Here is a 14236-nt window from a genome sequence, read left to right on the forward strand (position 1 = left end):
TCGTCAGGAAAGGCCGAGCTCGTCGTCGATGATGTCGAAGACCTCGTCCAGGTTTGCGTTCGCCAATTCGTCACCGGCCGCGGTGTTCTCGAAGGTGCCGAGCAGAGACCGCAGCCGTCCGCGCGCCTGAGCCGCCTGCTGCGGGTCGAGGTGGGCGAGGTTCGCCTCCAGGCGGTCGATTTCGGCGAAAATCGAGTCCGCCGTAGCGGATTCGCCGGGCAGCAGGGCGTCGTGCAGGTGCTGCCGCAGTGCTGCGGGTGTCGGATGGTCGAAGACCAGCGTCGCGGGCAGCCGCAGTCCGGTGGCCGCGTCCAGGGCGCCGCGCAGTTCGACGGCCATCAGCGAGTCGAATCCGAGGTCGGTGAAGGGCCGGTCCATCGAGATCGCCTCGGCCGAGCCATGTCCCAGCACCGCGGCGATGCGGCCCCGGATGAGCTGCCCGAGCTGCTCGTCTTGTTCGTGCGGTGGCAGCCCGCGCAAGGTATCGGCCAATGCCTGCCGGGGCGCGGCCGGTGCGGCAATCGCCCGGGCGGGCACCGGGGCCAGATCGCGCAGCACCGCGGGCAGTGGGCCGGTCGCGGCACGGCGCCGCAGCACCGCCCGGTTCACCGGCAGCGGAACGACAACCGGTGCGCCGCAGGCCACGGCCGCATCGAACAGCGCGAGTCCGGTGGCCTCATCGATCGGAGCCAGGCCGGTCGCGGCCAGCCGCCGCCGGTCGGCGTCGCTCAACCTGCTCGCCATGCCGGTGTGCCAGAGGCCCCAGGCGATGCTGGTGGTGTCGGGGTGGTGGTGGGCGAGGGTGTCGAGGTAGGCGTTGGCGGCGGCGTAGTTGGCTTGGCCTGGTGAGCCGAGTGTTGCCGCGGCGGAGGAGAAGAGGATGAGGCTGGTTTCCGGGTCACGGGTGAGTTCGCACAGTTTCCACGCCCCGGTCGCCTTGGCGCCGAAGGCAACCCGGAGGTGGGCCTCGGTTTGGTGCTCGATCGTCGCGTCGTCCAGCGCGCCCGCGGTGTGCACGACGATGCGGGGGCGATCGCGGGGGATGGTATCGAGGGCCGCGGCGAGCTGCCGCGGATCGGTGAGATCGCAGGCGATCTGGGTGACGGTGGCGGCGTCCGGTTCCGGTGCGTCGCCGGTTCGACTGAGCAGCACCAGATCTCGGGCACCGTGCACGTCGACGAGATACCGGGCGATGAGGGTGCCGAGCGCACCGGATGCGCCGGTGATCACGACGGTGCTCACGCTCCAGTTCGGGGCGGTCGCGGCGGTGGCGGGTGCGGGAACCAGCCGCGGCACGCGAATCTCGCCCGCGCGCAGGGCCATTTGCGGTTCGTCGCAGGACAGTGCGTGCGGCAGGGCCGCCAACGATCGCTCGTCGTCATCGATGTCGACCAGCAGTACGCGGCCCGGCCGCTCGACCTGCGCCGCGCGCACCAGCCCCCACACCGCCGCGCCCGCCGGAGCCGGCGCGCAGTCCACCGCGACGGCCCGCTCGGTCACGACGACGAGCGTGCGGTCCTCGGCGAAGGATTGGATCGTGCGCAGCACGTCCGTCGCCGCCGCCAGCGCGGCATCGGGATGGAGATCGTCGCCGTGGTTCGTGCGCAGTAGCACGTGGGTGGCGTCGGACGGCCCGTCCTCATCGCCGAGCGTGATGAATACCGTTGTCGCCATTGGGGTTTCCAACGGCTGCCAGACCGGTACGAATATCGACCGCTGCGTGTTCGCGAACTGTTCCGGTGCGATCTTGCGCATCGTCAGGCGTTCGACCTCCGCGACGGGGCTGCCGACGGCATCGCTGACCGACAGCGCCACCGCGTCCTCGCCCTTGGACGACAGGCGGGCGCGCAGCACCGGTGCACCGGCGGCATGCATGGTCACGCCGGACCACGCGAACGGCAGCCGAGCCTGGCCGTCCTCGCCGAACATCCGGCCGATGCCGACGCCGTGCAGCACCGCGTCCAGCAGGGCCGGGTGCAGATCGAAACCCGCGGCGCGGTGTTCCTCGTCCGGGGGCAGCGCCACCTCGACCGCCACATCCTCGCCGATCCGCCACGCCGACCGTAGGCCCTGGAACAGCGGACCGTAATCGATTCCCGCGGAGGCGAATTCGGCGTAGACATCGTCGACGGGCAGCGCGACCGCGCCCTGCGGCGGCCAGGTGGCGAGGGACCACGACGGTTCGGGGACGGATGCGGTGTCGAGGATGCCGGTGGCATGCGGCTGCCACACCTCGCCGGGGCCGTCCAGCCGGGAGTGGACCGTGACGGCGCGGTGGCCCGCGCCGTCCGGTTCGCCGACGGCGACCTGTACCTCGACCGTGCCGCTGTCCGGCAGCGTCAGCGGGTTCTCCAGGGTGAGCTCGCGCAGGTTCCGCAGTCCCACCGCCCGCGCGGCCCGCAGCACGAGCTCCACGAACCCCGTGCCGGGGAATACGACCGCGCCCCCGACGTTGTGGTCGGCCAGCCAGGGGTGCGACGCCAGGGACAACCGGCCGGTGAGCACCACGCCGCTGGTGTGCGCGAGGTCCAGGGTCGAGTCGAGCAGCGGATGGCCGCCGCCCGCTCGATCCGGCGCGGCAGTGGCCGCCGGCCAATAGCGGACGTGCTGGAAGGCGTAGGTGGGCAACGGGGTTCGGCGCGCGCCGGTACCGGCGAAGTAACCATGCCAGTCGGGGTCGATACCGCCCGCGACGAGCCGCGCGACGGCCGCGGTGATCGCCTCGACGCCACCCTGTTTGCGGTGCTGCGATGGGATCGCCGTACCGGGGATGTGCGGGGTGAGTGCGGCGTCGGGACCGATCTCGAGGTGGATCGACGTCGCGGTGTGTGCGATGGCGTCGGCGAAGCGAACGGTGTTGCGGGCGTGGTTGATCCAGTATTCGGGGTCGGTGGTGTGGGTGGGTTTGCCGGTGACGGTGGAGATGATCGGCAGGGTGGGTGGGGTGAAGGTGAGTTGGGTGAGGGTTTCGCGGAATTCGTCGAGGATGGGGTTCATCAGCGGTGAATGGAAGGCGTGCGAGACCCGCAGCCAGTGGGTGCGCTGTCCGCGCAACCGGTCGACGATCGCGGTGAGCGTGCCGCGATCTCCGGACAGGACAACCGAATTCGGGCCGTTCACGGCGGCGATGCCGATCTTGTCGTCGAATCCTTCGAGCAGCGGCCGGATTTCGTGTTCGGTCGCCTCGACGGCGACCATGGCCCCGCCCTCGGGCAGCGATTGCATGAGCCTGCCGCGAACGCTGACGAGAGTGGCGGCGTCGTCGAGGGTGAGCACTCCGGCGATATGCGCGGCCGCGATCTCGCCGATCGAGTGCCCGGCCACCACATCCGGTGTGATGCCCCACGATTCCCACAGGCGGCACAGTGCGACCTGCATCGCGAACAGCGCGGGCTGGGCGTATTGCGTCCGGTCGAGGAGCGCCTCGTCGTCGCCGAATACCACATCGCGCAACGGATGCGGCAGATCCATTGCGGCGCAGGCGGCGTCGAAGGTCTCGGCGTAGACGGGATAGGCGTCGTAGAGTTCGCGGCCCATGCCGAGGCGCTGGGAGCCCTGGCCGGAGAACACCATTGCCACATCCGCGCCGATGGCGGGGCCGGTGAATACTCCGGGCACGACCTCGCCTTCGGCCAATGCGGTCAGTGCGCGTATACGTTCGCCGGACTCGCCCGCGGTCAGGACCGCGCGATATTCGAAGGTGTGGCGGGTGGTGGCGAGCGAGTAGGCGACGTCGAGTACCGAGGCATCACCGTCGAGCCGTCGTGCCAGATTGTCGGCCTGAGCGCGCAGCGCGGCCTCGTCTCGTCCGGACAGCACCCAGGGCGCGGCGACCGGTCGCTGTGCGGCGGGTTCATCGGTGGTGGGTGCTTGTTCGAGGATGATGTGTGCGTTGGTGCCGCTGATGCCGAAGGAGGAGACGGCGGCGCGGCGTGGTCTGTTGTGTTCGGGCCATGACTGGTTCTCGGTAAGTAGGGCGACTTTGCCTGTGTTCCAGTCGACTTCGGTGGTGGGTTGGTCGATGTGCAGGGTTCGGGGTAGGAGGCCGTTTTGCATGGCCATGATCATTTTGATGATGCCTGCGGCGCCTGCGGCGGCTTGGGTGTGGCCGATGTTGGATTTGACCGAGCCCAGCCACAGGGGTTCGTCGCGGTCTTGTCCATAGGTGGCCAGCAGTGCCTGGGCTTCGATCGGGTCGCCGAGTCGTGTTCCGGTGCCGTGTGCTTCGACAGCGTCCACCTCGGACGCGTGTAAACCGGCGTTGGCGAGGGCTTGGCGGATAACTCGTTGCTGGGCGGGACCGTTGGGTGCGGTGAGCCCGTTGGACGCGCCATCTTGGTTGACGGCCGAGCCGCGCACGATCGCCAGCACGGGATGGCTATTGCGTTGCGCGTCGGAAAGTCGTTCGACGAGGAGTAGGCCCACCCCTTCGCCCCAACCAGTGCCGTCGGCGTTGGCGGAGAACGCTTTACAGCGTCCGTCGGGTGAAAGCCCGCCCTGCCGACTGAATTCCACGAAAGTGGTGGGGGTGGCCATGAGGGTGACACCACCGGCCAGCGCCATCGTGCATTCGCCGTTGCGGATCGCCTGCGCTGCGAGGTGCAGCGCGACCAGCGAGGACGAGCACGCGGTATCGATGGTGACCGCCGGACCCTCGAAGCCGAAGGTATAGGAGATGCGCCCCGACGCCACGCTGGTCGTATTGCCGGTGAGGAGATATCCCTCCGAGCCCGGCGCCCCGCCGTGCAGCAGCGAGACGTAGTCCTGGCTGTTTCCGCCGACGAAGACGCCGGTCCTGCTGCCGCGCAGTGATTTCGGGTCGATGCCCGCGTATTCGAAGGTTTCCCAGGCGGTTTCGAGCAGCAGTCGCTGCTGTGGGTCCATCGCGAGCGCCTCGCGCGGCGAGATGCTGAAGAACTCCGCATCGAAATCCGCCGCACCATCGAGGAATCCGCCCGCGGTCGCCGTACTGCTGCCGTGCTCGCCGGATGCGGTTTCCAGTAGCGAGCCGAGGTCCCACCCGCGATCGGTGGGGAATTCGGATATGGCGTCGCGGCCCGCCAGCACGAGATCCCACAGTTCCTCGGGGCCGCGTACCCCGCCGGGGAAGCGGCAGCCGACGGCGACGATGGCCAGCGGTTCGTCCGATTCGGCGACGGCGGTGACCCGCTCGGTCCGCGATTCGTCGCCGAACAGCGCGGTGAGATGGGCGACCAGCCGCTCCGGACTCGGATGATCGAATACCGTTGTGGCGGGCAGGGAGATGCCGATGGCCGCGCTGAGGCGGTCGCGCAGTTCGACCGCGGTGAGCGAGTCGAATCCCAGGTCGCGGAACGCCCGGTCGGGCTCGACGGCGCCGATCTCGGTGTGGCCCAGCACGGTTGCCACCTCGGCCGAGACGAGCTCGAGCAACCGCGCCCGCCGCGCTTCGGCGTCGAGCGTGGAAAGCAGGTTGTGCCCGGCGGTTTCGGGAACATCGTTGGTGTCCAGGGTTGTCCGCGCCTCGGGCAGATCGGACAGCAGGGCACTGGTCCGGGCGGAGACGAACAGCGGCAGGAAATCCGGCCAGCGCACGTCCGCGATGGTCGAACAGGGTTCATCGTCGCGCATCGCTTGCTCCAGTGCCGCGAGCGCCGAAGCCGGCGGCAGCGGGATCAGCCCGCGGCGGCGCATGTGCTCGCCCGACTCGCCCTGGGCCATCCCGCCCTCGCCCCACGGTCCCCACGCCACCGATGTCGCGACGAGCCCCCGATCGCGGCGATGCCGCGCGAGTGCGTCGAGGTAGGCGTTGGCGGCGCCGTACGCCGCCTGCCCGCCGGTGCCCCACACGCCGGATACGGAGGAGAAAAGGATGAACGCGTCCAGCGCGCGATCGCCGAGCAGCTCGTCGAGATGTGCCGCGCCCGCCGTCTTCGCCCGCACGATATCGGCGAATTCGCCGATCCCGGTGTCGGACAGCGGCGTCAGCTGGCCGACGCCCGCGGTGTGCACGACGGCGGTCAACGGTCGGTGATCCGGCACGGCCGCAAGCAGATTCGCGACCGACGTCCGATCCGCGACATCACCCGCCGCGATGGTGACCTCCGCGCCCAGTGCCGACAGCTCGTCCACCAGCTCGGCCGCGCCCGGCGCCGCCGGACCGCTGCGGCTGACGAGCAGCAGGTGCTCCGCCCCGCGCCGGGCCAGCAGTCGGGCGACATGCGCGCCCAGCGCCCCGGTACCGCCGGTGATCAGGACGGTGCCGCGTGGGTGCCACGGTTCGGTCTGCGACGCGGCCCGGGGAGCGCGCACGAGACGCCGGGCGAACACACCCGAGGTGCGCAGGGCGAGTTGGTCTTCGCCGCCGAAATCGGCCAGCAGCCCGGGCAATCGGGTCAGCGTACGGTCGTCGAGCGTCGCGGGCAGGTCGATGAGCCCGCCCCAGCCCCGCGGCCACTCCAGCGCGACGGCTCGCCCCATGCCCCAGAACTGGGCCTGATCCGGCGAGCGCAACCGCTCGGACCGGCCGATGGCAACGGCGCCCTGGGTCAGGCACCACAGCGAGCCACCGAACCCGTTGCCCTGCAACGTCTTGACCAGTGCGATGGTCGCGGAGAGCCCGCGCGGCAGCGCCGGATGCGTATCGTCGGGCTCCTCGTCGAGGGCCAGCAGCGATACCACCCCGACGAGCTCGGAACCGTCGCCGACGTCGGCGATCTGCCCGATCCGGACGGTCGCGCCCGCGTTCCGCAAGGCAGTGCGCACGGCGTCCGCCTCCGCGCCCCGGGTCGGCGGCGCGATCACGAGCCAGGCGCCCGCCAGTTCGGGCGCCGCTGCGGCCACCGGCGTCCAGGTGACCCGGTAGCGCCACGAATCCAACACGGACTGTTCGTGTTTGCGTTGCCGCCAGCCCGCGAGCACGGGCAGCGCCTCGGCGAGCGCCGCCTGGTCCTCGCTGCCCAGTTCCCGCGACAGCGCGTGGAGATCGGCCCGCTCGATCGCGTCCCAGAACCGGGATTCGGCCGGATCCGATATCGCCTCGCCGCCGCGCGGTCGCTCCTCTTGCGCCAGCCAGTAGTGCCGATGCTGGAACGGGTAGGTCGGCAGGGCGGTGGTGCGCGCACCGGAGCCCGCGAAGTAGTTGTGCCAGTGCGGGTTCGCGCCGCCGACGATCACGTTGGCAAGGGCGGTGGCGAGCGTCTGTCGCTCGGATTTGTTGTGCCGCAGGCTCGGAACGGCCGTGCCGGGCAGGTGGGCGGTCAGCGCCGCATTGGGACCGATCTCCAGGTAGATGTCGGCGGAAATGTGCGCGATGGCGTCGGCGAAGCGAACGGTGTTGCGGGCGTGGTTGATCCAGTATTCGGGGTCGGTGGTGTCGATGTGGTTGCCGGTGACGGTGGAGATGATCGGCAGGGTGGGTGGGGAGAAGGTGAGTTGGGTGAGGGTTTCGCGGAATTGGTCGAGGATGGGGTTCATCAGTGGCGAGTGGAAGGCGTGCGAGACCCGCAGCCAGGTGACCCGGTGCCCGTGCATGCCGTCGGTGATCGCGGTGAGTGCGTCGCGATCTCCGGACAGGACAAGCGAATTCGGTCCGTTCACGGCGGCGACGGCGACCCGATCACGATATTCGTCCAGCAGGGGTGCGATATCACGCTCGGAGATGTCGACGGCGACCATGGCCCCGCCCTCGGGCAGCGACTGCATCAACCGGCCGCGGGCCGCGATCAGCGCGGCCGCGTCGGTGAGGGTGAGCACCCCGGCGATGTGCGCGGCGGCGACCTCGCCGATGGAATGTCCGATCACGACCGTCGGTGTGATGCCCCATGATTCCCACAGCCGGTAGAGGGCGACCTCCACGGCGAACAACGCGGGTTGGGCGTATCCGGTCTGGTCGAGTAGGTCGGCATCGTCGCCGAAGACGATGTCGCGCAAGGGGTGTGCCAGATGAAGGTCGAGTTCGGCGCAGGCCGCGTCGAACGCCTCGGCGTAGACCGGGTAGGCCTCGTACAGTTCGCGACCCATGCCGAGGCGCTGGGAGCCCTGGCCGGAGAACACCATCGCCACCCCGCCCTCGGCGGCGCGGCCGGAGATCACGCCCGACGTGGGCTGTCCGTTCGCGAACGCCCGCAGTGCGTGTGCGCGCTCGGCCGGATCGCCGCCGACCAGCACCGCCCGTTCCGCCAACGCGGCGCGAGAAGTGGTGAGGGAGTAGGCGATATCGAGCAGATCGGTGTCGTCGGTGATGCGGTCGGCGAGCCGGGCGGCCAGTGCGGACAGCGCGCCCCGGTCGCGGGCCGAGAGCACCCACGGCACGATCGGTGGCGGTGTCGGCGCGGTGGCGACGGGCTCGGGTTCCGGGGCCTGTTCGAGAATCACGTGCGCGTTGGTCCCGCTGACGCCGAACGCGGAGATGCCCGCCCGGCGGGGCCGATCGACCTGCGGCCAACTCCGCTGCGCGGTGAGCAGCGAGATCGCGCCTGCGGTCCAGTCGACGTGTGGCGTCGGCTCGTCGACGTGCAGGGTGCGGGGCAGGATGCCGTGCCGCATCGCCATGACCATTTTGATGACACCCGCTGCGCCCGCGGCGGATTGGGTGTGACCGATATTCGATTTGACGGTGCCGAGCCAGAGCGGTTCGTCGCGGTCCTGTCCGTAGGTGGCCAGCAGTGCCTGGGCCTCGATCGGGTCGCCGAGCCGTGTTCCGGTGCCGTGCGCCTCGACGGCATCGACCTCGTCCGGCCGCAGGCCGGAATTCGCCAGCGCCTGCCTGATGACCCGTTGCTGCGCGGGACCGTTCGGTGCGCTCAAGCCGTTCGACGCGCCGTCCTGGTTGACCGCCGAACCCCGCAGCACGGCCAGTACCGGATGACCGTTGCGGCGGGCATCCGACAACCGTTCCAGGAGAACGACTCCGGCGCCCTCGCCCCAGCCGGTGCCGTCCGCGTCCGCCGCGAACGCCTTGCATCGGCCGTCGGCGGCCAGGCCCCGCTGGCGGCTGAATTCCACGAAGGCCGCGGGCGTGGACATCACGGTCACGCCGCCGGCGAGTGCGAGGGAACATTCCCCCGAGCGCAGCGACTGCGCGGCCAGGTGCAGCGCGACCAGCGAGGACGAGCAGGCGGTGTCGATGGTGACGGCGGGACCCGCCAGCCCGAAGGTGTAGGAGATGCGGCCGGAGACCACGGCCGTCGCCGTGCCGGTGATCAGATAGCCCTCCGCGCCCTGCCCGGCGTCACCGGTGGCGTAGTGCGAGGTGGCGGCGCCGATGAACACACCGGTTCGGCTCTCCCGCAAGGTATCCGCCGCGATGCCGGCCCGCTCGAACGCCTCCCACGAGGTCTCCAGCAGCAGCCGCTGCTGGGGATCCATCGCGATCGCTTCCCGCGGCGAGATGCCGAACAGCGCGGCGTCGAACTCCGCGGCCCGGATGAAGGCGCCTTCGCGGGCATAGGAGGTGCCGGGGCGGGAAAGGTCCGGGTCGTAGATGCCGTCGACATCCCAGCCGCGATCGGCCGGGAATTCGGAGACGGCGTCGCCGCCGCGGGTCACCAGATCCCACAGTGCCTCAGGGGAATCGACGTCACCGGGGAATCGGCAGCTCATCGCGACGATCGCTACCGGATCCCCATCTCGGGGCAGCGCATCGGCGGTCGGCTCCGCCTGGTCGATATCGCCGGACAGCTCCGCCTCCAGCCGCGTGACCAGCGCGAGCGGTGACGGGTGGTCGAATACCAGCGTGGCGGGCAGCGCCAGACCGGTCGCGGTGCGCAGCCGATCACGCAGCCGGACCGCGGCGAGGGAATCGACCCCCAGATCCCGGAAAGCCGTGCGCGGCGGGACCGTATCGGGCGAGGCGTGCCCGAGCACGGCGGCCGCCTCCGCGCGCACCAGGTCGAGCAGGATGCGGTGGCGTTCGGTCGCGGTGCGTCCGGCCATCCGCCCGCGCCAGGTGTCCTCGCCCGAATGGCTTGCGGCGGAACCGGATTCGTCCAGCGCCGCGCGCGCCTCGGCAAGGTCATCGATCAGCGGGCGGCGGCGTGCCGCGCTCAGCGTCGGCGCGAAGGTGTCCCACACGATATTCGCGACCGTGACGGCGGTTTCGTCACCGTCGAGCGCCCGCCGCAGCGCCGCGACGGCGAGTTCGGGCGCCATGGCGGGTAAACCGGTGCGGCGCAACGTTTCTCCGGCTGTGCCCTGGGCGGCCATACCGTCGCCGTCCCAGGCGCCCCACGCGACGGCGAGCGCATGTGCGCCGCGGCCGCGGCGGGCTTGCGCCAGCGCGTCCAGATAGGCGTTGGCGGCGGCATAGGCGCCCTGTCCGCTGCCGCCCCACACGCTCGCGCCGGAGGAGAACAGCACGAACGCGTCGAGCCGGGTATCGGAGAACGCGTCGTCGAGATTGCGGGCGCCGAGCGCCTTACCCGCCCATACCTGTGCCAGCAGCGTCGCGTCGGTATCGCGCAGCGACGCCGCGGTGCCGACACCCGCGGTGTGGAATACGGCGGTTATCGGCGAGTCCACGCTGCGCAGCAGCCGGTCCAGCGCCGCGCGGTCGGCGACATCGCACGCCTCGATATCGACGCGGATGCCGGGCGCGATGCGCTCCAGTTCGGCTCGCAACTCCGGTGCGCCGGGAGCATCGGGCCCCCGGCGACCGGTCAGCACGAGATGCCGCACCCCGGAACCGGCCAGCCACCGCGCGACGTGACCGCCGAGTGCGCCGGTGCCGCCGGTGATCAGCGCCGGACCCGCGGTGGACCACGTGCGTTCCGGTGTTCGGTTCGCGGCCCGGATCAGTCTGCGGACGAAGATGCCCGAGGCACGCACGGCGAGCTGGTCCTCGTCCCAGCCGCCCGCGAGAATCGTCGCGAGCCGGGCGGCGGCGCGGTCGTCGACCTGTTCGGGCAGGTCGACGAGACCGCCCCACCAGCGCGGGAATTCGAGGCCCGCCACCTGTCCCAGGCCCCACACCGGCGCCTGATCCGGATCGCGGAGCCGGTCGGCGGGGCCCAGGGATACCGCGCCGGACGTCACGCACCACAGCGAGCCGTCCAGGTCGGCATCGGCGCAGGCTTGCAGTAGCGTCAGGGTCGCGGCCGCGGGGTCGGCAGCTAATGCGAGGAACGAAAGCACTTGCCGCGGTTGCCGTTCGACGAGGATGGCGGCGATCGAAGCGCGAGAGCTGTTGGTGTCGAACGGGATTCGGACAACGTCGGGCTGTGCGTCGAGTGCGGCGGTGATGACGGGATGTTCGGCGTGCGCGGCTGGGATGAAAGCGAGTCGGAGTCCATCGGTTTCGGCCGCGGTGCGCACTGTCGGCAGCGGGCGCCAAGTGATCTGGTATCGCCACGTGTCGACGGTCTCGCGCGCGGTGCGTCGGCGATGCCAATCCGACAGCAGCGGCAGCGCCGGGCGCAGCACATCGCGCGGGTCCCGGTCGCCGACCGCCAGCATCGTCGCCAAGGCGTCGAGGTTCTCTTGCTCGACCGCGTGCCAGAAGTCCGCATCGGCGGCACCGTCGGTGACGGCGGCGCGGGCCGGAGCGTCGAGCCAGAAGCGGGTGCGCTGGAAGGCATAGGTGGGCAAGGAGATTCGACGCGCGCCGGGGAACTGCGCGGACCAGTCGACATCGATGCCGCAGGTCCACGCCTCGGCGGCGGAGCGGAGTAGCCGGGCCGGGGTGCCGTCGTTGCGGTGCAGTGTGCCAATCGCGACGACCTCATCGGCGGCGTCTTGGATGGCTGTGGTGAGTACTGGGTGTGGGCTGGGTTCGATGTAGGTGGTGTGGGTGGGGAGGAGTGTTTGGAGGGTGGGGTGGAACAGTACTGGTTGGCGGAGGTTGCGGAACCAGTAGTGGGGGGTGAGTTCGGTGCCGTGGAGTTGGGTGCCGGTGACGGTGGAGTGGAATGCGATTCGGCTCTGTCGTGGGGTGATGGGTGCCAGGGCCGTGGCCAATTCCGATTCGATGGTGTCGACGTGGGCCGAGTGTGAGGCGTAGTCGACGGGGATGCGGCGTACTCGGATTTCTTGCTGTTCCAGTGTGGCGAGGAGGTTTTCGAGTTCGTCGGCAGAGCCGCTGATGACGGTGGATCGGGGTCCGTTGAGGGCGGCGATTTCGAGGTCGGGGTGGTTGGTGAGGTGGTTTCGGATGGTGTCGGCGGGTAGGGCGATGGAGGCCATTCCGCCTTGTCCGGCAAGGTGTTCGGCGATGATGCGGCTGCGGAGTGCGACGATTCGGGCTGCGTCGTCGAGGGTGAGTATTCCGGCGACGGTGGCTGCGGCGATTTCGCCTTGGGAGTGTCCGATAACGGCGCTGGGTTCGACGCCGAACGAGCGCCAGGTTTCGGTGAGCGCGATCATCATTGCCCAGAGCGCGGGTTGCACCACGTCGACACGGTCGAGCGCAGAGTCATTGCCGCGCAAGACATCTGTGAGCGACCAATCGACGTACGGGGCGAGTGCTTGTTCGCAGCGTGCGATGGTTTCGGCGAATACTGGTGAGCTGTCGAGTAATTCGACGCCCATGCCCAGCCATTGCGAGCCTTGGCCGGGAAAGACGAACACGACCTTGCCAGCCGAATCCGCCGTGCCCTCGACCACGGCCGGGTTCGGGTTCCCCTCCGCCAGCGCCCGCACCCCGGCCAGAATCTCGGCGTGGTCACCGCCGACCACGACCGCCCGGTACGCCAGCGCCGCGCGTGCGGAGATCAGCGACCAGCCGACGTCGACCGGGTTCGCGGCGGGCAGCGTCAGCAGTCTCCGGGCCTGATCACGCAGTGCGGCAGCGGTTGTCGCCGACACCGCCCACGGCACGGCGACCGGCGCGGGTCGCGGCGCGACGGGTTCGTCCTCGGCGGGCGCCTGTTCGAGGATGACGTGTGCGTTGGTGCCGCTGATACCGAAGGATGACACGGCGGCGCGGCGCGGGCGGTCGTGTTCGGGCCAGGTTCGGTTCTCGGTGAGCAGGGCGAGTTTGCCCGTGTCCCAGTCGATTTCGGAGGTCGGCCGATCGACGTGCAGGGTGCGGGGCAGGACGCCGTGCCGCATGGCCATGACCATTTTGATGACACCGGCGACGCCCGCCGCGGCCTGGGTGTGGCCGATATTGGACTTGATCGACCCCAGCCACAGCGGCTGTCCGCGGTCCTTGCCGTAGGCGGCGAGCAGTGCCTGGGCCTCGATGGGATCGCCGAGTCGTGTTCCGGTGCCGTGTGCTTCGACGGCGTCGACCTCGCCGGGCCGCAACCCGGCGTTGGCGAGGGCCTGGCGGATGACGCGTTGCTGCGACGGGCCGTTGGGCGCGGTGAGCCCGTTCGACGCACCGTCCTGGTTCACCGCCGAGCCGCGCACCACCGCCAGCACGGGATGGCCGTTGCGTCGCGCGTCCGAAAGTCGTTCCAGCAGAAGCAGTCCGACGCCTTCGCCCCAGCCGGTGCCGTCGGCGCCCGCGGAGAACGCCTTGCAGCGACCGTCCGGCGACAACCCGCCCTGCCTGCTGAACTCCACGAACGTTCTGGGTGTCGACATCACGGTCACACCACCGGCCAGCGCCATGGTGCATTCGCCGTTGCGCAACGCCTGTGCGGCGAGGTGCAGCGCGACCAGCGAGGACGAACACGCCGTGTCGATGGTGACCGCCGGACCCTCCAGTCCGAAGGTGTAGGAGATCCGCCCCGAGGCGATGCTGCCCGCGCTGCCGTTGCCGAGATGACCCGCCACCTCGTCGGGTACCTGCTCGAAACGCCCCGCGTAGTCGTTGTACATGACGCCGGTGAAGACGCCGGTCTTGGTGCCGCGCAGTGATTTCGGGTCGATGCTCGCGTATTCGAAGGTTTCCCAGGCGGTTTCGAGGAGTAGTCGCTGCTGTGGGTCCATCGCGAGCGCCTCGCGCGGCGAGATGCCGAACGGGGTGGGGTCGAAATCGGCCGCGTCGTAAAGGAATCCGCCCTCGCGGACGGCGGATGCGCCGGATGCGTCGGGGGCGTCGCCGAACAGTTCGGCCAGCGGCCAGCCGCGATCCTGCGGGAATGCCGAAATGGCATCCCCGCCCGAGGAGACCAGACTCCACAGCGCGTCCGGGGTGGCTACGCCACCGGGAAAGCGGCAGGCCATCGCCACGATCGCGATGGGCTCGCGGTCCTTGTTCTCCAGCTCCGACAGGCGTTCCTTCGCCTGCTGGAGATCAGCGGTGACCCGCTTGAGATAGCTGAAGAGCTTTTCCTCCTGCGCCATGCGCACAACCACCTGTCGATTCGAG

Annotated in this window: 1 protein-coding gene; it reads right to left on the reverse strand. The window is 70.0% G+C overall.

The window, feature by feature from the left end:
- Positions 1 to 3: 3 nt before the first annotated feature.
- Positions 4 to 14211 carry a type I polyketide synthase gene (locus F5544_RS12850; RefSeq protein WP_167473410.1) on the reverse strand — a complete coding sequence of 4736 codons (14208 nt, stop codon included), beginning with the start codon at positions 14209 to 14211 and terminating at the stop codon, positions 4 to 6.
- Between the last annotated feature and the right edge of the window lie 25 nt (positions 14212 to 14236).

Source organism: Nocardia arthritidis (assembly GCF_011801145.1).
In the GTDB taxonomy this organism is placed as follows: Bacteria; Actinomycetota; Actinomycetes; order Mycobacteriales; family Mycobacteriaceae; genus Nocardia; species Nocardia arthritidis_A.